General features: G+C 43.0%; 15 protein-coding genes and 1 tRNA gene. 13 read left to right on the top strand and 3 right to left on the bottom strand.

Annotation, left to right across the window (positions count from 1 at the left end; translation table 11 throughout):
• Window positions 1-32 precede the first annotated feature (32 nt).
• A complete protein-coding gene (locus CDO33_RS18545) occupies window positions 33-992 on the top strand; it encodes an MBL fold metallo-hydrolase (RefSeq protein ID WP_103081913.1) in 960 nt (319 codons plus the stop codon).
• Window positions 993-1,071: 79 nt separating this feature from the next.
• Window positions 1,072-1,833: an AAC(3) family N-acetyltransferase gene (locus tag CDO33_RS18540; protein ID WP_103081912.1), complete on the top strand. Its 762-nt coding sequence runs from the start codon at window positions 1,072-1,074 to the stop codon at window positions 1,831-1,833.
• 73 nt (window positions 1,834-1,906) lie between these two features.
• On the opposite strand, the gene CDO33_RS18535 is transcribed toward CDO33_RS18540, so the two are convergent.
• Window positions 1,907-3,649 carry a glycoside hydrolase family 35 protein gene (locus CDO33_RS18535; protein ID WP_103081911.1) on the bottom strand — a complete coding sequence of 581 codons (1,743 nt, stop codon included), beginning with the start codon at window positions 3,647-3,649 and terminating at the stop codon, window positions 1,907-1,909.
• 397 nt (window positions 3,650-4,046) lie between these two features.
• Between CDO33_RS18535 and sigI the strand changes: the two genes are divergently transcribed.
• The 9 genes from sigI to CDO33_RS18475 all read left to right on the top strand — a co-directional run bounded on the left by sigI (window position 4,047) and on the right by CDO33_RS18475 (window position 14,810).
• Window positions 4,047-4,751, top strand: a complete 705-nt coding sequence (gene sigI, locus CDO33_RS18530; RefSeq protein WP_103081910.1) for an RNA polymerase sigma factor SigI — start codon at window positions 4,047-4,049, stop codon at window positions 4,749-4,751.
• 4 nt (window positions 4,752-4,755) lie between these two features.
• A complete protein-coding gene (locus CDO33_RS20550) occupies window positions 4,756-5,982 on the top strand; it encodes an anti-sigma factor domain-containing protein (RefSeq protein WP_117433635.1) in 1,227 nt (408 codons plus the stop codon).
• Between the two features lie 434 nt (window positions 5,983-6,416).
• Window positions 6,417-8,861 (top strand): discoidin domain-containing protein, encoded by a 2,445-nt coding sequence (locus tag CDO33_RS18515; protein WP_161496541.1) that lies wholly within the window; start codon window positions 6,417-6,419, stop codon window positions 8,859-8,861.
• Window positions 8,862-9,437: 576 nt separating this feature from the next.
• The gene (gene spoIIE, locus CDO33_RS18510) at window positions 9,438-11,840 is read left to right on the top strand and encodes a stage II sporulation protein E (protein ID WP_103081908.1); all 2,403 of its coding nucleotides are present in this window, start codon (window positions 9,438-9,440) and stop codon (window positions 11,838-11,840) included.
• A gap of 185 nt (window positions 11,841-12,025) precedes the next feature.
• On the top strand, window positions 12,026-12,376 hold the full coding sequence (locus CDO33_RS18500) for a hypothetical protein (protein WP_103081906.1): 351 nt from the start codon (window positions 12,026-12,028) through the stop codon (window positions 12,374-12,376).
• 193 nt (window positions 12,377-12,569) lie between these two features.
• Window positions 12,570-13,193, top strand: a complete 624-nt coding sequence (locus tag CDO33_RS18495; protein WP_103081905.1) for a hypothetical protein — start codon at window positions 12,570-12,572, stop codon at window positions 13,191-13,193.
• 109 nt (window positions 13,194-13,302) lie between these two features.
• Window positions 13,303-13,377 (top strand) — tRNA-Arg (locus tag CDO33_RS18490).
• A gap of 222 nt (window positions 13,378-13,599) precedes the next feature.
• Window positions 13,600-14,055 (top strand): IS200/IS605 family transposase, encoded by a 456-nt coding sequence (tnpA, locus tag CDO33_RS18485; protein ID WP_103102815.1) that lies wholly within the window; start codon window positions 13,600-13,602, stop codon window positions 14,053-14,055.
• A gap of 230 nt (window positions 14,056-14,285) precedes the next feature.
• Entirely contained in the window at window positions 14,286-14,810 is a 525-nt protein-coding gene (locus tag CDO33_RS18475) for a GNAT family N-acetyltransferase (RefSeq protein WP_103081515.1), read from the top strand.
• A 119-nt stretch (window positions 14,811-14,929) separates the two neighbouring features.
• On the opposite strand, the gene CDO33_RS18470 is transcribed toward CDO33_RS18475, so the two are convergent.
• Both CDO33_RS18470 and CDO33_RS18465 read right to left on the bottom strand, forming a co-directional pair.
• Window positions 14,930-15,586, bottom strand: a complete 657-nt coding sequence (locus CDO33_RS18470) for a Dph6-related ATP pyrophosphatase (protein WP_202849501.1) — start codon at window positions 15,584-15,586, stop codon at window positions 14,930-14,932.
• Window positions 15,587-15,830: 244 nt separating this feature from the next.
• Window positions 15,831-16,136: an RNA polymerase sigma factor gene (locus CDO33_RS18465; protein WP_103081513.1), complete on the bottom strand. Its 306-nt coding sequence runs from the start codon at window positions 16,134-16,136 to the stop codon at window positions 15,831-15,833.
• Window positions 16,137-16,414: 278 nt separating this feature from the next.
• On the opposite strand from CDO33_RS18465, the gene dusB reads away from it, so the two are divergent.
• Both dusB and CDO33_RS18455 read left to right on the top strand, forming a co-directional pair.
• Complete coding sequence (gene dusB / locus CDO33_RS18460) at window positions 16,415-17,380, top strand: tRNA dihydrouridine synthase DusB (protein WP_103081518.1); 966 nt, start codon at window positions 16,415-16,417, stop codon at window positions 17,378-17,380.
• A 284-nt stretch (window positions 17,381-17,664) separates the two neighbouring features.
• Window positions 17,665-19,956 carry a DEAD/DEAH box helicase gene (locus tag CDO33_RS18455; RefSeq protein ID WP_103081512.1) on the top strand — a complete coding sequence of 764 codons (2,292 nt, stop codon included), beginning with the start codon at window positions 17,665-17,667 and terminating at the stop codon, window positions 19,954-19,956.
• Window positions 19,957-20,028 lie beyond the last annotated feature (72 nt).

Below are 20,028 nucleotides of genomic sequence, written 5' to 3'. Positions count from 1 at the left end.
ATTAGGCCTTCCACTAAAACCTCAAGGGGGATGTGAAAAAAGGTAAATTTGCCGGAGAAGAGGAAGCGGGAACAAGGTACTGGATTTCAGCCCCTTATTTTTGTGATTTCTGTTTTATGTTTTATGATATAATTGTCGTATACATAAACGGGGGTGTTAAAATGAAAATCAAGCTACTTGGTACGGCAGCGTTTGAAGGTATACCGGCACTTTTTTGCAGATGTGATATCTGTCAGGAAAGCAGGAAACTGGGCGGTAAAAATATAAGGATGAGATCTTCGGCCTTAGTGGATAATAAGATAGGTCTGGATTTCACCAATGATACCCTGGCTCATATCCACAACTATAATCTCGACTTTTCAGTTCTTGAGCACCTGTTCATCGGCCATTCCCACAGCGACCACTTCAATTACTATGATCTTGAGGCAAAGCTGAAGTGGTATACAAACGAAGGCAATCCTGTGCTCAACGTATATGGCAACAAGGTCAGCATAGAGATGCTGAGTTCATATTTGGAAAAATTCGGTGATATAAGCCCGTATATGAAGCTCCATGTGCTTGAACCTTTTACTCAGACCAAGGTGGAGGATTATACGGTTACAGCCCTGCCAGCCACGCATATAACGGACTTTCCGGAGGAAAAAGCACTGGTTTATGTGATTGAACGGAACGGAAAGAGAATTTTTTACGGTTTGGATTCGGGATGGTATTATGACGAGACATGGGAATACCTGAAAACCATTCATCTCGATTGCATGGTTCTGGATTGCACCAACGGCTTTGCGGAAGGTGGCACAAGTAATCACATGAGCTTCAAAGAGAATGTAAATGTAGTGAAAAAGCTGACAGAAGCAGGAAGCCTTAATGCTTCATCCAAGATAGTATCAACCCATTTTTCCCATAACGGCAAGGTCGTCTATGACAGGCACTGTGAAGAGTTTGCCGGGCAAGGAATCATAATGTCCTATGATGGTATTGAGATAGAGGTATAAAGATGAAGATACCGGCGAGGACAGGACTGTCATTGCCTATTACAAATATTAACGGAAATGAGGGAAGGGATGCAACACAATGCTTTATAGGAAAGATATTGTGCAAGGTTTTAAAAACCTGGGTCTCAGAGAAGGAGACATAGTCCTGGTGCATAGCTCTTTGAGGAGTTTTGGGTATGTCGATGGGGGAGCGGAGACTGTAATAGATTCCCTTCTTGAAGCGGTGGGTGAGTCCGGAACAGTGATGGTACCGACCCTTACAGGGAAATCCACTGATGGAAAGGAAAATCCCCCGGAATTTGATGTAAGGACTACTCCTTGCTGGACAGGAAAAATACCGGAGACTTTTCGTCAAAGACCAGAGGCCAGGAGATCCCTACATCCTACCCACTCTGTATCTGCCATCGGAGCCGGAAGGGATGAGCTGCTCAAAGGTCATGAAAACGGAGCATCCCCCTGTGACCGATTCAGTCCATATTATAAAAATGCATTATCCGGCGGATACGTTATGTTAATTGGTGTGGATCAGGAGAGCAATACCACCATTCACTGCTGTGAAGAGGTTGCAGGAGTTCCGTATCATTTGCAGAAAGAAGTTACGGAAACTTCTATTAAGGGTTACAATGGTGAGGAGATACTTGTAAGAAACCGACTTCATGACTGGAATAAGCCACCTACAGATTTTAACAAGTTTGATGGGGTGTTTGAGAAGCACGGGATAATGAAGACCGGCAAAATAGGGAATTCGACTATTCGTCTTATCGATGCGAAAGCAATGGTGGAATTAGCTGTGGATATGCTTACAAAAAATCCATATTACCTGTTGATAGAAAAAGGCTGAAGGGTTCATCCGAAAACACTAAACATAATATTAATTGTACATATAAAGGGACGCTTGCAGGCGTCCCTCTAACTTAACCCAAATCCGGTTTGTCAGTGAATTTGACAGTGAGATTTTGAGGTTCATGTACCTCAAATATGATTATTTCATTTTCACTTTTTTTAAGGAGCGGAGCAGGCACATATAATGTCTTTTGAGGGCCTACATTCCAGTACCTTCCTATATTAAACCCGTTTATCCATACTGCTCCCTTTACCCAACCATCGAGGGAGAGAAAGGTGTCTGCCATCTCATCCACGTTGAAAGTTCCCCTGTAAAATGAAGTTGTCCTCGGAACTTTTGCGTCATCAAAGCATAGCTTTGATAAATCATCCATAGGCAGGGGATAAATGGTCCATCCGAACAGGAAATGATAATCAAGGCGCACATGCTCCGTTATGCCCTTATGGTCTTTCAGGAATGGTCCGTAATTAACCCTTCCCATGTTTTCCACCAGTATATCGAGGGTCGAGCTTCCTCCGGAAAGATCGAGAAATACTCTTTTGTCCTTGTCATTCCTGTAGATCACATCTACATACTTGCCATTCAGGAAGATAAGGGCTCTGTCATGAACATCCTTAATCTCAAGGGGGAGATGGCCCTTGTATCCTTTGAGCTGCGTTCTGTAAAGAATGAAACCATAATTCTGTCCCAGCTTTTCCATAGGCTCGGGGCATACTCTTTCCATCGGCTCCGACAGCTTATCCAGAGAGTCAAAGAGGTCTGCCTGCTGGGTCATACGGGCTTCGCCGTAGGATTTTTTGAGGGAAGGCTCCACTTTTATGCTGTGGTCTATCTCAACGTACTTCGAAAGCACGTCCCGAACGGCATAATACTTGGGAGTGGGATCTCCTGACTCATTTAAAGGAGCGTCATAGTCATAGCTGGTGACCGTAGGTTCATATGAGTCGCTGTGGTTGGCGCCATTCATAAAACCGAAATTGGTGCCTCCATGGAACATGTAGAAGTTAACCGATGCTCCGTATTTGAGCATGCCGTCAAATTCCCGGACAGTGTCCTCATGGCCCCTGGTATGATGCTCCTCCCCCCAATGGTCAAACCAGCCGTTCCAGAACTCGGTACACATCAGCGGTTTGTCGTTTTGGTACTCCTTAAGCTTAGCAAAGGCTTCTTCATGTCTTGAACCGAAATTAACCGTCTTGAATACATCAGGAAGCGTCCCGCCCTGCAGCATCATATCGGTAGGACCGTCCGACGTAAAAAGAAGGACGTCCACGCCTCTCTTTTTCAGCGCTTCTTTTATATGCTGCAGATATTCTTTGTCTGCTCCGTAGCTTCCATACTCATTCTCGATCTGCATGGCTATGATCGGTCCGCCGTTGGTGCACAGGTATGGAAGAAGCTTAGGTATGAGAACATCGTAATAAGCGTCCACCTTATCCAGGTAAGGCTTGTAATTGCAGCGAAGCTTCATGTCCGGATAAGAAAGGAGCCACGCCGGAAGCCCTCCGAATTCCCACTCGGCGCATATATATGGACTTGGCCTCACAATAACAAAAAGACCCAATTCTCCTGCGGTGCGTACAAACCTTTCAATATCGCAAATACCTTCAAAACAAAATTCGCCTTCCCTGGGTTCATGCATATTCCATGCTATGTACGTCTCTACGGTGTTAAAGCCACAGGCTTTCAATTTCAATAGCCTGTCCTTCCAGTATTCGGGCACTATCCTGAAGTAGTGAATTGCCCCGGACAAAATTTTTACAGGTTTTCCGTCGTACAGAAAGTCCGTACCTGAAATCTCGAATTTGGACATAGTTATCTCCTTTCCCGCGCTTCATCGGATATGACATATTATTGCATATTTATGATTTTATTATAAAGCCTGGGCATTATCAATTGCAGAATATTAACATCATTATGACTATATTGACATGTTGATCTAAGGTACAATATCACAACATGGAGGAACCAAGGCGATTTATTAATAATCATATAGCCAGTTTGACATTTAAAGCGGCACGAAAGCAAGCCTGGATTGGAGGCTGAACCCATCACACTGGATCCCAGTATACTCAGGAATATATTACCAAAGTAAAATAACCCTATTTTTCCCCTAAGCTTGTACGAAGAATATAAAATATAGGTAGGAATTTGTTTTCTGTCTTTTATGATGTTAAAATCGGAGTATAGACTAAACTCAGGAGGACACGATGAATTCTGTATCCATAAATGACAGAGTTGAAAGGATAAAAGACAATGAAGAAGAGATAAACAGACTTGTCGAGGAATACAAGCCTTTCATCGCGTCGTGTGTTGAAAAGGCCACAGGCCGTTATATGAGATATGGTGAGGATGATGAGCTGAGTATAGGATTAATGGCTTTTGTAGAAGCAATAAAGTCTCATGACAGCAAAAAGGGCAATTTTTTATCCTTTGCACAAAATGTCATCAGAAGGCGTCTTATAGACTATTACAGAAAAGAGAAAAAGCACAGCAATATGCTGTCTCTGAACGGATATTATGATGAAGGTGAAGATGGGGAAAGAGATCTGGGCATAGGAGAAGCCCTGGAGAATTACACTATCAATGAAATAAATGAATACCGAAGGCTGGAACTGGAAGAGCTTAAGAAGGAGCTTTTGCGTTGGGATATAACATTTTCTCAGCTGGCGGATGCTTCGCCGAAGCATGGAAGGACGCGCAAAATCTATGCGGAAATAATCAGGTATCTGCAGTCCCAGCCGGACCTCGTAAAACAGATAATGAGCAAGAAATATCTTCCGGTAGCTGAAATAGAAAGAGCCTTAGGGCTACCCCGAAAAAAGATAGAGCGGGCACGAAAGTATATTATAGCTGTACTCATTATAATTACGGGCGACTATCAATACATAAGGGATTTTGTGGACTGGAGGTGACAGGATGAAAGCGGTTATAGTAGACAAGGAAGGCAAGCATGCAATTGCTCTGACTAAAAAAGGGGAATTCATAAAACTGAAAGATAAGGAAAGCTACAGGATTGGACATGAAATCGATATTGCATCCGTCTTTTCGTATAAGGGCATGTTTGTGAAGATAACTGCTGCTGCAGCATCCATCCTGCTTGTCATGGGAATTGGCTGCGGAGTTTACAGCTATGCCATGCCATACAGTTATATTAGTATTGATATAAATCCAAGCATAGAGATTACGACCAACATCTATGATAGGATAATCAGTGCAAAAGGCTTGAATGACGAAGGAAAGAAAGTTCTGTCCACGGTCAGCGTTAAGAATAAGGCGGTGGAAGAAGCCGTTGGGAGCATACTGCAAAGTGCTATAAACAGCGGTTATCTTGGGGAGGATTCAGGGAAAGCAGTCAAGTTTACAATTGCAGGGAAAAATGAACACAAGGTGGATGTTATAGAAGAAAAGATAGAGATTGCAACAAAGGAACAGCTTGTCACTTCCAATGTGGAAACGGAGGTTATAGTTGAGAAGATACCTGTCGAAAAGCATTCCGAGGCGGAAAATTCAAAAACATCCTCCGGAAAGGAAACGCTACCTGGGAAGCCTAAGGAGTCAAATGCGGATATGAAAGCAGAGGGTCATAAGGGTGCTGCGGCAAGCGCAATAGCAAAAGGTATGTCGGGAAGTAAAAGATCGGAAGATGAAAAGGCGGAAGCATCCGAAAAGCCGGGTAAAGGTTTCGGCAGGAATAGTAATAGTCTAAACAGCAAAGACAGGGATGATAAGAGCAAAGAAACCAGTATTCTCCGCAAAAATAAGTCAAAAGCGGATGAGGATGCTGTGGAAGGATTGAAACTTAAAAGATCGAAAGATAAAGAAACAGGTATATGGAAGTATAAAAATAAAGATGGCGGCGATAAGAAGGGCAGTGTAAAAGGAAAAGATAATATCAGCAATAATAACAGTAAAAACAATGACAGCAGAAGCAACAGAAGTAATATCAGCAGCAAAAATAGTAGTAATAATAGCAATACCAGCAGTGATGATGGCAGAAACAGCAGTGGAAATAGTAGAAGTAAAAACAGCGGTAAAAATACAAAAAGCAATAGCAGTAAAAGCAGCAGTGGAAACAGCAACAAAAATATAAAAAGCAATAACAGTAAAAGCAGCAATGGAAATGCCAGTTATAAATGGAAATAGCAGTTCTAGCAGAAGAAATAATGACAGCATAAATAGCAGTAGAAACAGCAGTTATGTTTTTTTTTTAAAGGTAATGGTGGTAAAAATAATAGTAATAAGATGTTTTCATCAGTCAAAAGCGCGAGTTCGACAGGTAGATGAAGCCTGTAATACAAAATAAAGTTCGGCAACGGAAATAAAGATGGTAATGATTCCAACTTAGATAAAACAAAAGGCTTCAGACAGGAATGGAAACTAAATGCATTCGCAGAATACTGCTTACCAGTGAGCATACTCAAAAGAACTCTGGATAAATCCGGAGTTCTTTTATTATTTCATTAAAATTACATTAATTTTACTTTGATTACACAATTGTTACAGTTTGGAAAAACCACAAAACCGCCGTAATTCCCACGAATATATATACTGTAATAATATTATGGGAGGTTATGGCCATGAAAAAAATTATAAGCATACTTGTTGCTCTATGTATTCTGATGACATCGAGCCTTGCTTTTGCAAGCCCGGTCAAGAAAAACGGGAACAACAAGTGGAAAAATTACGACATCAAGGAGTTAAGGAATGAGCTGAAGAAATACTATAAGGACAAAGGGAAAAGGAATGAACTGATAAACCTGATAATTTCGCACTATAAAAGCTACGGCAAGAACTGGCAAAAGTACTGGAAAGATTATTGGAATGATCAGAATGACGACAGGGATGAGCGCGATGGTGATTATTACTATGACTGGGACGATGTATTTGGTGACGATTTCCTTTTTGTCTTTGTCAAAGGGGAAGAGATTGGATTATGGAAATCGTCGGTTATAAAATACAATAAGATAATCCTGCCGGTCAAGGTTATAACAAAAGGATTGGGAGCCAATCTCGAATGGAATGGGAAAACCCATGTGGCAACGATAACAAAAGGCAATACCAAGATAGTGATCGATTTTGAAAAGAAAACAGTAGCTGTCAACGGAAAAAAGATTGAGACAGAGTTGAATAAGCAAAAGAATAATGCTGTTGTACTGATAAAGCTCATAGCTGAAATATTAGGGTATAAGGTGGATATGGACGATGATGCGATAATAATCGATGACGGCGATGTGATAAGCATAAACGATAATGTTACAGGTACAGGCCAGAACCAGTTTGAGTATGTGGGAAACTGGACTTATGCAAAGGAATCCGGTGCCTATAACGGGGATAATCATTGGTCTGCCACTACCGACGCTTATTTTCAAGTTAGATTTAGCGGAACTCAAATTAAACTGTATGGATCAAAGGTCCCCTTCGGCGGCATAGCTGCCATATCCATTGATGGAGGCCCGGAGAAGAAGGTAGATCTCTACGCTTCTTCCAGAAAGGACAATGTCCTGTTATATAGCAGTACCACTCTGCCCAATGGACAGCATACTTTGAAAGTAAGGGTTACAGGAAAGAAAAATAAAAAATCCACCAATTACTATGTTATAGCAGACAAAGTTGAAGTGCTGGGAGTAACCACACCAACCAAAGATACCCAGGCACCTACGGTCCCACAGGGATTAAAGGCGGTAGCAGTTTCGGAAAGCCGTATCAAGCTTGACTGGTCAGCTTCATCCGACAATATCGGCATTGCCGGTTATAAGGTATTCAGAAACGGAAAACAGATTGCGACAGTTACAAATGGAACAACGTATACCGATACAGGCCTTAAGGCGGCGACACCGTATTCATACACTGTAGTTGCGTATGATAAAGCAGGCAACACATCGGCCCACAGTGCATCGGTGGTCTGCACCACTTTAGGTTCTTCCACCACCAATGTTGCCCTGAACAAGTTTGCCAGCGCAGATAGCATATTAACAGGCTATGACGCATCCAATGCCGTCGATGGAAAATCTTCAACCCGCTGGTCTGCAGCAGACGGGGGACTAAACCACTGGCTCATGATAGACCTGGGAGGAAATCACAGCCTTAGCGGAACTGAAGTTACATGGCCGCAGGAGAACAAGGTTTATAAGTATAAGGTAGAGGTATCGGCAGATGGCTCCAACTGGGTGCTTAAAGTGGATAAAACCGGGAATACCAGCACCTCCAAAACGCAGAAGGATGCCTTTACCGCTGATTCCGCAAGGTTTGTACGAATTACTGTTACCGGGCTTTCCATGAACACCTGGGCTGGCATAGCTGAATTCAAAGTTTTTGGATCGCCCGTTGTGAATGACACTGAGCCTCCGGCAGCGCCCACAAACCTGAAAGCCACGGCAATCGCCCACGACAAGGTCAAGCTTAGCTGGACACCTTCCACAGATAATGTTGGGGTGGCAGGATATAAGATCTACAGGAACGGAACTCAGCTGGCTACTGTGTCCAATGATGCCTCTTTTACAGATACAGGGCTCAGCGCCGAAACCGCATATGTATATTCGGTGGCAGCTTTTGATGCCGCGGGCAATACTTCCCTCTTTGCCACAGTGATGGTTACGACGCCGGAACGTACGGCATCAGATATTGCGCTGAAAAAAACAGCTTTTGCTGATAGCACCCTCACAGGGTATGAAGCATCCAAAGCTAACGACGGAGACTTGTCCACAACCTGGTATGCAGAGGACGGAAACCTGCTCCACTGGTGGAAGGTTGACCTCGGAGATTTTTATAATCTGAAAGGAAGCGAAATAACCTGGCCGTTGAAGGACAAGGTATATAAATATATTATTGAGGTATCCTCCGATAATTCCAACTGGATGGTAGTGGTTAACAAAACCGGAAATACTAGCTCAGCACGGGTTCAAAAGGATACGTTTACTGCAGATTCGGTGCGTTATGTAAAAGTTACTGTGACAGGCCTTGAGCAGGGATGCTGGGCAGGAATCACAGAATTTAAGGCCATCGGAGTGCCAAAAGCTGAATAAAAATTGATTTTCTCTATATATACTGGTATTTGATGATAATACATTCCGGAACCATATTTTAGTATAAAAGTTGTTGGCGGAGCACAAAAGCTTACAGAAGTTAAGCCTTTGTGCTCCGTTTTTTTTAAAAAACCGTATGACTAAAAACAACAAAATTGTCATAAATATCCATAACATCAAAGTTATACTCAGCTGTTTCTGCAGCTTTGCTTAATCGCTCCAAGATAAACTGGCGTTAAATTGTGGCAATAAATGTAAAACGAATCTTGAACATGGCCTCTTAAAATTGACAAACATTTCCAGACGGGTTCATTATAATCAGTTATGCAAAAGGAAAAGCAGCCAAGGATATTCCGGCAGCAAATGGGTATGTATTTTTATGCCGGAGGATTAGCAAATACGGCTCATGCAGATTTAATATTTAGCGGCACCCCATAGGAAACTATTATCCCAAAAGGCTGTAAATTATGCTGTTTTTCCCACATATGATGAGGATAGTGTTAGAAAGCTTATGAAAAAGCTAATTGGCATTATCAAAAGAAAAATACTCATGGATAAAACAGGAGGTTACAAAGGATGAAAACTGAAACAGTACCTTACAAAACTTTTGCAAAGGCATCAGGCAAATATGTGAAGTCAAAAGGCAGAACTGTTTTAAGCTCCCTGCTCACAAAAAATACTGCCATCGTATTTCCGGTATCATTCCTCTTGGGCAAAGCTGTTCTGATGGGAGGAATTATGCCCTTTGGCACAGCATTTTATGCGGCATCCCTGGGATATGACATAAATCGTTTATTGCTGGTTTTGCCAATAATTTTCGGTATGATTGCAGGTGGAGCCGGAAGCCAGATATATGTGGCTATTGCAGCAATGCTGATTTTTAATGTGCTTAACATGCCTTTCAAGGCGGATGAAACACGTATAAGCTTTAGATATGCAGTGATAGCTTTTATAAGTGTTTTGATACCGGAAATGGTATTTACATATTTTCAAGGCTTTTTGCTTTATGATTTGTTAAAAGGGATTTTACATGCATTCATAGTGTTTACGCTGGTATTCATATTCAGAAATGCTTTTGCATTGATAGATGATACCCGGAAAAAAAGGCTGTTTACAAATGAGGAAATCATAAGCATAGCAATAACTGCCGCTTTGGCTTTATCATCTATTGCTGATATGCAGCTTTTCGGATGCAATCCCAAAAACATAATCTGTATTTTCATAATACTGGTTTCCAGCTACAAATCAGGCCCCGGCGTAGGGGCGGCGGTAGGTGTCATGGCTGGCCTGGTTGCCAGCATGTCAGGCACGGTCACACCGCTTGTCATCGGTTCCTATGCCTTTTGCGGGCTGCTGGGGGGCATATTCAGGACTCTGGGCAAGATAGGCTCAAGCCTTGGATTTGTCATGGGAAACACTGTCCTTACATTGTATCTTAATGGTTCCACAGATGTCATAATTTACCTTAAGGAGATAATCCTGGCCATTGCTGTCTTTATGCTGATCCCGGAAAAGCTGATGAATGCAGTTGCCAATGTGCTGGCAGTGGAGGGCAGAGTAAATGTGGATAAAAGGAGCTACAGCCAGAGAATTAAAGATATAACGGTGGAAAGGCTGAATAAATTCTCCAATGCTTTCAGGGAGATGTCGAAGACCTTCAGTGAAATATCTGAAACTAAAGCAGTGGCGGATAAGCAGGATATAACGTCAATGTTTGACCGGGTAGCCGAAAATGTCTGCAAGGATTGCAGCCTTTGCCTGTACTGCTGGGACAGGAACTTCTACAATACATACCAGGTGATGTTTAAAATCATCGAAAGGCTTGATGAAAAGGGAAGAATAGAGGAAGCGGATATTCCGGATTATTTCCTCGATAAATGCGAACGCATAAACGATTTTGTGAAAGCTGTAAATAATGCCTATGAAATCTTCAAGGTGGACATGGTATGGAAAAGTAGGATAGGGGAGAGCAGAGGACTGGTATCGCAGCAGCTGGAAGGCCTTTCCAAGGCCATATCCGGCCTGTCGGCTGAGATAAATGCGGATATCAGCTTTAAAGAGGATCTTGAGGATATCATATTGCACGAATTGAGTAAGGAAGGTTTTAAAGCGAAGGATGTCACAGTGTTTGAAAATAAATGGGGCAAATATGAGGTGTGCATCTATCATAAGAGCTGCGGAGGAAAGAGGAAATGCCTCAGTTCGGTGGAAAAGCTTGTATCCAATGTTGTTGGCCGGAAGATGATAAAGGAGGATTCCGGGTGCAATCAAAAGGACATAACCGGTCTTTGCGTGTTAAAGCTTGTGGAAGAGGAAACCTTCAGGGTCACCACAGGAGTGGCGAGGGTCTGTAAGTATGACGGCATGGTTTCAGGGGACAACTATACTTTTCTGAATACGGGAGAAGGCAAATATATAGTAGCTTTAAGCGACGGAATGGGCTCCGGACGAAAAGCGGCTGTCCAGAGCAGAGCGACTGTGAGCCTCTTGGAACAGCTTATACAGTCGGGCTTTGATAAGGATACCACCGTAAAGCTAATCAATTCGGTGCTGGTGCTGAAGTCCAACGAGGATTCCTTTTCAACCATAGATATGAGCATTATCGACCTTTACAGCGGCGAGGCGGAATTTGTAAAAATCGGAGCGGTACCTACATATATAAAAAGCGAGGAGGCGGTGGAGTGTGTAAGGTCAGCGTCCTTGCCCGCCGGCATATTAAGTGATATTGAGGTGGAACTGGCGCATAAAAGGGTACAAGACGGGGATTTTATAATAATGATGACTGACGGAGTCCTGGATTCCTTTAATGTCGGCAGTGACGGAGAAAACTCTCTTAAATCTTTTATTGCCGGAATAAAAAGTACAAACCCGCAGGAGATAGCAGACAGCATTCTTGATGAGGCGTATCGGAATTATGAGGGCAAGCCTGCCGATGACATGATGGTGCTGGCGGCAAAGATATGGAAGCGCGTAAGCTGAATATACTGCCCGAGAGCGGCCAAGGAAAGAGCAAAATTTATAAATCATGCCCTATGAGCAATATAAGAATGTATGATGCCGTTCTGCAGGATAAGCCTATGTTACATATCAAAAATCCTGTAGGAATGTATAAATTGTACTATTTTATCATAAACTACCCATAAAAGGTGTGTTCGGAGGATTTTATGGTAATTGGGAGTACAAAAAGAATAGTTGTGATAAAAGATATACCTTCAAATATGATTGAAGAAGCTATTCTTATTTTAAAATGCGAGCCCAAGTCCTGGAGTGAAAAAAATACCGGGAATACTGGCGGACAGGTTAAGAAATATGACAAAGATTTCATTTTCAAGGAAGCAGAGATGATAATCAATAACTATATAAAAGAAAACAATTTAAGCGTAAAGGGCAAGAAGAGAGAGCTTGAAAAACCGTCGGGGGCTTTCAAGAATAATATGCTCTTGAATGCTCTCATAAACTTGGGTTTTATGGGAAGTGTTGCATTGCTTGTATTCCTGATAACCAGATTTTTTTGACGGGCAAAGAATGAATAAGCCTTGTTTTGGAGTGGGCTGGAGAGGAAATTCCGCAAATTTTCCGTTGCTGTAAGCGCAGAATAATGCGCTTTTTTATTTGGCTCCCTTTTGTGGTATTAAGTTTTATTGATTTTGTCGAGATTAAGTTGTATTATTATATAAAATGCAGGTTTTGCACGGAGGAGCACCAGGGATGAATATATTTGATATGCTATTGCTGCCTAAGAAATTGTATCAGAAGGTAACCGACAGGAAATCCACCTTGTACATAGGTTTCATTCTGGTGGGAATAATTGATCTTTCCACCTTTATCATAGATGATTTTACCCGATTATTTTACGGCAGGCCGGCTTCCACGCTTTTCTACAACATAACTCTGGCAATTCTGCTCGCTGTTTTTATCGGGTTTATTGATGTTTTGTTTTTTTCCGTGCCCTTGTTTGACTTGTTCAAAATGTTTAAAAGGGAAAATGTCGATGCCAGCAGCAGAACTCTGATAAGATTCATGAAGACATATATTTTAGTCAACTTTTTGGTTCTGCCGATAAACCTGATTATATACACAGTATACAGCAATATGGATAAATTGGGCATAAGTCTGGATAACAACTATAGCATACTGTTTGTCATACTGTTGATCGATTTGCTGACATCAATATGGTTTAGCGGTGCTGCGGCCAGAGGAGCCAATGTCATATACAAATTTGACCCCAGGCTGAAGAATGCGGTCTTTATGACGATATTTACATGGAGCTATATTCTGGCTCAGGTTTTTAATTTCATGATAGACAAATGGGCAATGCCGCTTTTTAAATAGAAGAAAAACTGCTCAAGAGATCAAATCAAGGCATTAAATCGCTAAGGCACCTGAAATTTGCAGTTGTAAAAGCGGCATGTTTGAGCTATAATGTATTAGTGGTTTATATGTCCCGGTGGCCTAATGGATAAGGTAATGGATTCCGGTTCCATTGATGCGGGTTCGATTCCTGCCCGGGACGCCAAAGATAGCGGCTTTCAAGAATATATTTCTTGAAAACCGCTATTTTTTATTATGGGCTTTAGCCTGTTGAGCATGAAGCGAATTTCTCTGCAGAGAAATGAGCCATGCGAAACAAAAAACCACCCGCTATGCGGGTGCGGAAACGATTGTTATACAAAAAATCACCTTTCCGTTATAATAGAGTTGTTCAGGCTACTATCATAACGAGAGGAAAAGTGATTTCATGGCTAACAAAAGCAACGATATGTCACACACAAAATGGATGTGCAAATATCACATCGTCTTTACACCTAAGTATAGACGAAAAATAATTTATAATCAATACAGGGAAAGTATAAGAGATATCATAAAACAGCTATGCAGCTATAAGGGAGTAGAAATAATAGAGGGACATCTCATGCCAGATCATATACATATGCATGTAAGTATACCTCCCAAAATAAGTGTATCAAGTTTTATGGGATATTTGAAAGGGAAAAGTGCACTCATGATATTTGACAAGCACGCAAATCTTAAATATAAATTCGGAAATCGTCACTTTTGGGCAGAAGGATATTATGTTAGTACAGTAGGATTAAATGAAGCAACAATTAAAAAATATATACAAGGGCAAGAGAAACACGACATTATGTTAGATAAATTAAGTGTAAAAGAATATGAGGACCCCTTCAAGGGGTAGCTGGTAGCACAAACGTCCCTTAAGGGGCGGCGACGAGTCAAGGGCATAGTGGCTTGAACAAAGTGAAAGTCAGCGTCTTTAGGCGCTGGCCGGTAACATCCCCTTATAGGGGTAGAGCAAACCACCCGTTGGACGGGTGGTTATGATTCAACTTGCTCCCGATTTACCCCGTTGTGAGAAGCCTGTTCGTATAGTACAATAGAAAAAGCGAAATGGAGGTACGGCTTAGGATGAAGTATGAGGATACAAGGATAGATGGTTTTAAACTAAGGTTTGCAGAGGAAAAGGATGTAGGCATATTACTGGAAATGATAAAGGAACTGGCAGTCTATGAAAAGCTGCTGGATGAAGTTACTGCTACGGAGGAAATACTGAAGGATTCGCTGTTTCATAGGAAAGTGGCGGAGGCTGTTATTGCCGAATATGAAGACAAGCCGGTAGGATACATAATTTTCTTTCATAATTTTTCCACATTTACAGGACGGCCGGGGATTTATCTGGAGGATTTGTATGTAAGGCCTGAAATGAGGGGAAAGGGCCTGGGAAAAATCATGCTGGCCTTTCTGGCGAAGCTGGCGGTGGAGAGGAAATGTGCGAGGTTTGAATGGGTATGCCTTGATTGGAATACACCTTCTATCGGCTTTTATAAGCGCATGGGAGCAGTGCCTATGGACGAGTGGACTATATACCGCCTCACAGGATCCAAACTGAGTGAACTGGCGGATGAATTCCGGCCTCAGAATTCTCTGGAATGAATCCGGCTGATAATAAAGCATCCTCTTTATCATCAGCCGGTTAAAATGATGAGCATACAGGGTGTATCCACTGTAATGATGACCGGTTTTGACAGCTGCTGGAGGCATCGCTCCTGTTCCTAAATCAGGTCACAAAAGTAAAAGCGGTTTTCCCGAAGCACAATTTCACCTTTTTCAAACGGAATTCTCTTGCTGAATATGGGACCATCGAAGACAAAAGTATGAAATTCCCCGTTTTCCCCACAGGGATCGACTCCTGCCGGAAGGTCCTTCAACAGTTGCTCGTCATATATTCTTCCTGCAAATTCTTTGTCCAGTGCCTGTGAATCCACACAGGTTATTATTGCCTTAAAGCCCCTCTCTATAAAAGTATGGGCCAATTCCTCAGAACTGCGACCCCACAACGGAAATAGGGCTTTCATGTCCATTAAAGCAAGCTTATCTTCCCTGTACTTTCTTATATCCTCAAGGAATATATCGCCAAAAGCTACTGTAGAAACCCCTTGATTTTTATATTTCAAGTTGATGTCCCTCATGGTTTTTTCATAGGATTCATTTGATGATTTTGCGGCTATATAAGCTTTTTCCAATGGATATCCCAGGGACTCGGCCTGAAGTTCAAGGAGAGCCTCCCGGACGCCGTGCATGCTTGTCCTTCCGTAGTCTTTCGTGACAGTAGTAAGGAGAATAATATCTCTTACACCGCTCAGCTTCAGCTCATGAAGAGCGAGAGCGCTGTCTTTTCCGCAACTCCATGAAAATAGTATCTTTTGCATAATGCTTTACCTCTCACTTGTATAGAATAAAGAATAAATAGATTATATCAAAAAAGCCGCCCTATCTATAGCAATTTTTTGTGAAAGCTTGCACCTATATGTGAAAGCCATGGAAGAGTCTATCAATTATGATATGCTGCAGTTGTTTCCATCCCAGGAAAAGCTGTCTGCTTCCGGGATGGACCTCGATAATACCGGGAAGGCTGAATTCTTCTGAAATTTTTCCATTAATGCTTTGGTGATATCAGCCGGGTGTGCTTTTGCGGCTGTATGATATCTTTTCCTTGTACTGCTTTTCTGAATTAAGGCATACACCTGCTGCCGCTCTATATATAAGTATCGGAAGCTGCTTTTCATCTTTTAGGGAATGGATGGATTTATATGCCCTTATAAAGACCTCCTGAGCCATCTCGCTGGCATCCGACCTGTCGCCGGATACCTTTAATGCCAGAGTATATATCTTTTTCTGATAAGTTTCTATGAGACGCTCATATGCCTCTATATCACCACCCTTTGCCATCAAAAACAGGCTTCTGACATTGTATTCCATTACCTGACAACAATCCTCCTATAATAAAACATTGTTAATACAATAACAGCATATCAAATTCCTCGGGCATTATTCTTTCATTTCTATTAACAAAATATTAAAAATTTCTAAAATTTTCATAACCAACATGCTGTTCCCATTGTGTCCGATGTAATATTATCCGACATATGGATTAATTCGTTCCCTCTGTGGTATTATATCGATAGCTGAGCAAATCAGCGGCGCCGGTAAGGTGCAATTTTTATATATTAACGGAGTAAAGGAAGTTACGGATGACGATAAGAATTGGTAATGTAGATATAAAAAATAACGTATTTTTAGCACCTATGGCAGGGGTTACGGACATGCCGTTCAGAATTCTGTGCAAGGAGCAGGGGTGCGGATTTGTATATACGGAAATGGTGAGCGCCAAGGGCATCCATTATAATGATGATAAGAGCTTCAAGCTTACCGAAATAAGCGATATAGAGAAGCCTGCCGCCGTGCAGATTTTCGGTTCGGACCCTTCCATCATGGCGGAAATTGCAGAACGGTTGAATGACTCCGATGCCAGCGTAATTGACATCAACATGGGGTGCCCTACGCCTAAGATAACGAAAAATGGCGAAGGCAGCGCTCTTATGCAAAAACCGGAATTGGTGGCTGCTATAGTCAAGGCGGTGGTTAAGGCATCGGCAAAGCCTGTAACGGTTAAAATCCGGAAAGGCTGGAATGATGACAGCGTCAATGCGGTGGAAATAGCGAAAATCGTAGAGGATTGCGGTGCCAGCGCTGTTGCCGTCCATGGCCGCACCCGGGAACAGTTTTACAGCGGACAGGCCGATTGGGAAATAATTGGGAAAGTAAAGAAAGCAGTTTCCATCCCGGTCATAGGAAATGGGGATATCGTGAAGCCGGAAGATGCAAAACGAATGCTGGAGCAGACCGGATGCGATGCGGTCATGATAGGCCGTGGAGCCCAGGGAAATCCATGGATCTTTAAAAGGACGCTGTACTACCTGGAAAAGGGAGAAATGCTTCCCGAGCCTTCCGCCGATGAAAAAATAAACACCATTCTGCGCCATATGAAGATGCTGATCGATCTTAAAGGCGAACATATCGGGGTTTGTGAAATGAGAAAGCATATTGCCTGGTATATCAAGGGCATGCGCAATGCTACCCAGGTGAAGGAAAAGGTTTTCAGGATGAAGGATGCCGGAGAAATCATGCAGCTTTTGGAGGAATACATGAAGGAAGCTCAATAGCGTATTGCAGAGCGGACTAAAATATGCAGAAACCGGAGCGGAGTTGCAATACTGAAGGAAGCTCGGCGGCATATTGCAGACAGCATATTCCCCATGTTGAAGTGGTGCGCTGCAGTGCTTGCGCAATTGCTTCCATTGTTATAGAATATATCTCAGAATATATGTTCGATATGCCGGTTATGATGACTTAAGTTTTGATAACTCGATTTTCAATGAAGAAAGGGCAGTATCAAAAGATCTATATTAACTTAGATTTTCGGATACAAGATTATGGAGAGATACGTATGAATCTAGAGCAAATGCTGGATTATTTTAAAGCTTCCGACAGGATAATGGGCAATATTACCAACTGGGTTGAGGTGCCTGCCAAGGAAGCTGTTTATTCCGAATTTCCGGATTTCCTGGACGAGAGGATAAAGGAGGCTTTGAAGCGCAGGGGAATCCATAGACTGTATTCCCATCAGGCCTCGGCCATAAGTGAGGTCAATGCCGGCAAAAACGTGGTGGTGGTCACCCCTACCGCTTCGGGAAAGACCATGTGCTACAACATACCAGTGCTGGATGCCATTATAAAGGATGAGGAGTCCAGGGCAATATTCCTGTTTCCTACCAAGGCCCTTTCCCAGGATCAGGTGGCGGAGCTGCATGAGCTTATCACCGATGCCGGTGTGGATGTCAAAACCTATACCTATGACGGCGATACCCCTCAGTCGGCGAGGAAGGCTATAAGGCAGGCCGGACATATTGTGGTTACAAATCCGGACATGCTGCATAGCGGCATACTTCCCCACCATACAAAATGGACGAAGCTGTTTGAAAATCTGAAGTTCGTCGTTATTGACGAAGTGCATCATTACAGGGGAGTGTTCGGAAGCCATCTGGCCAATGTTATAAGGCGGCTTAAACGCATATGCAATTTTTATGGTTCAAATCCTCAGTTCATATGCTGTTCAGCCACCATTGCCAACCCTGCTGAACTGGCGCAGAGGATAACGGGTTGTGAAATGACCCTCATAGACAATAACGGTGCCCCTTCCGGAAAGAAAAATATCATATTTTACAACCCTCCGCTGGTGAACAAGGAGTTGGGCATCCGCAAAAGCAGCCTGCTGGAAGCAAAGCAGCTGGCTGAGATGCTCATCCGGAATGACATCAAAACCATAGTATTCACCAAGAGCAGGCTCAGCGTCGAGGTTCTTGTCACTTATCTCAAGGACATTTTTCATGGCAAGCTGGAAGGCGATGAAAAGGTAAGAGGCTACCGGGGAGGGTATTTGCCCAACTTAAGGCGCGAAATAGAGAAGGGCTTGCGAAAGGGCGAAATATCCGCGGTTGTCAGCACCAATGCCCTGGAGCTGGGCATAGACATAGGAAGCCTTGAAGCATGCATTATTTGCGGTTACCCCGGCACGATAGCCAGCACGTGGCAGCAAGCGGGAAGAGCAGGAAGAAGAAAGGGTGAGTCTGTCACCATTATGGTGGCCAACAGCAGCCCGCTGGACCAGTACATAGTAAATAATCCCGATTACTTTTTCGGCAGCAGCCCTGAAAATGGCCTTATAAATCCCGACAACCTTGTTATATTATACAGCCACATGAAATGTGCCGCCTTTGAGCTGCCTTTTGAGGACGATGAAATATTTGGGGTGCAGACAACCCAGGAGCTGCTGAGCTTTATGGAGGAGGCTGGGCTGGTCCGCCATGTGGGTAAACGTTGGCACTGGTCTTCGGAGGTGTTCCCTGCAGATGAAATAAGCCTGAGAAGCACATCTAATGAGAACTTCATAATCATAGACATTTCTGACCCACACCACAGGGTTATAGGAGAAACGGACAGATTCAGCGCTCCGATGCTCCTTCATGAGGAAGCCATTTATATCCATGATGGCCAGCAGTATCAGGTGGAAAAGCTGGATTTTGACGATAAGAAGGCCTATGTTAGAAAGGTTGATGTGGATTATTACACCGATGCGAGCCTGGCGGTGGATCTGAAAGTGATTGATGTGTTTAGGGAGAAGGAAGGGGAAAAGGTATTAAAAAGCTGTGGAGAGGTCATGGTTAATGCTCTTGTAACCATGTTTAAGAAAATAAAGCTCTATACCCACGAAAATATCGGCTCAGGGCCGGTGAACCTGCCTGATCTTGAGATGCATACCACCTCCTACTGGACGAGCCTTCCGGAGAACGTGCCGGGGGTGGTGTCCCAGACACAGCTGCAGAACGGCCTTTTGGGATTGTCAAATGTTCTTTCCAATGCAGCTCCGGTCTATCTGATGTGCGATCCGGGGGACATCAAGGTGGTTTATCAGGTGAGGTCGACCTTTACCAAAAGGCCTACCGTGTATATCTACGATAATTATCCCGGAGGCGTGGGATTTAGTGAAAAATTGTTCGAGCTGCATAATGAGTTATATTCCACCGCCAGGGACATGATAAGCCGGTGCCCCTGTGAATCCGGTTGCCCATCCTGTGTAGGGCCTCTTAATGAGTTTTCGGGGGAAGAGAATCCGAAAGAACTAACCCTTATGCTGATAGATTTGATACTGGGGGATAAGCCGGAAGGCAAAGCCACTTAATCGAGACAGGCCAAAAAGTAAGTGCGGCAGATAGCTTTAAATGCCATCTGCCGCTGGCCTGGCCGGTCGAAA

The organism is Clostridium thermosuccinogenes, from assembly GCF_002896855.1.
In the GTDB taxonomy this organism is placed as follows: domain Bacteria; phylum Bacillota; class Clostridia; order Acetivibrionales; family DSM-5807; genus Pseudoclostridium; species Pseudoclostridium thermosuccinogenes.
This window is presented reverse-complemented; position numbering and strand designations above follow the sequence as displayed.

Bases quoted from the DNA above. Each gene is read 5' to 3' on its own strand.
- CDO33_RS18515 (WP_161496541.1), top strand. From the start codon at position 6,417: ATGAAAAAAATTATAAGCATACTTGTTGCTCTATGTATTCTGATGACA.
- tnpA (WP_103102815.1), top strand. From the start codon at position 13,600: ATGGCTAACAAAAGCAACGATATGTCACACACAAAATGGATGTGCAAA.
- CDO33_RS18500 (WP_103081906.1), top strand. From the start codon at position 12,026: ATGGTAATTGGGAGTACAAAAAGAATAGTTGTGATAAAAGATATACCT.
- CDO33_RS18495 (WP_103081905.1), top strand. From the start codon at position 12,570: ATGAATATATTTGATATGCTATTGCTGCCTAAGAAATTGTATCAGAAG.
- sigI (WP_103081910.1), top strand. From the start codon at position 4,047: ATGAATTCTGTATCCATAAATGACAGAGTTGAAAGGATAAAAGACAAT.
- CDO33_RS18470 (WP_202849501.1), bottom strand. From the start codon at position 15,586: ATGCAAAAGATACTATTTTCATGGAGTTGCGGAAAAGACAGCGCTCTC.
- CDO33_RS20550 (WP_117433635.1), top strand. From the start codon at position 4,756: ATGAAAGCGGTTATAGTAGACAAGGAAGGCAAGCATGCAATTGCTCTG.
- CDO33_RS18455 (WP_103081512.1), top strand. From the start codon at position 17,665: ATGAATCTAGAGCAAATGCTGGATTATTTTAAAGCTTCCGACAGGATA.
- CDO33_RS18535 (WP_103081911.1), bottom strand. From the start codon at position 3,649: ATGTCCAAATTCGAGATTTCAGGTACGGACTTTCTGTACGACGGAAAA.
- spoIIE (WP_103081908.1), top strand. From the start codon at position 9,438: ATGAAAACTGAAACAGTACCTTACAAAACTTTTGCAAAGGCATCAGGC.
- CDO33_RS18465 (WP_103081513.1), bottom strand. From the start codon at position 16,136: ATGGAATACAATGTCAGAAGCCTGTTTTTGATGGCAAAGGGTGGTGAT.
- CDO33_RS18540 (WP_103081912.1), top strand. From the start codon at position 1,072: ATGCTTTATAGGAAAGATATTGTGCAAGGTTTTAAAAACCTGGGTCTC.
- CDO33_RS18475 (WP_103081515.1), top strand. From the start codon at position 14,286: ATGAAGTATGAGGATACAAGGATAGATGGTTTTAAACTAAGGTTTGCA.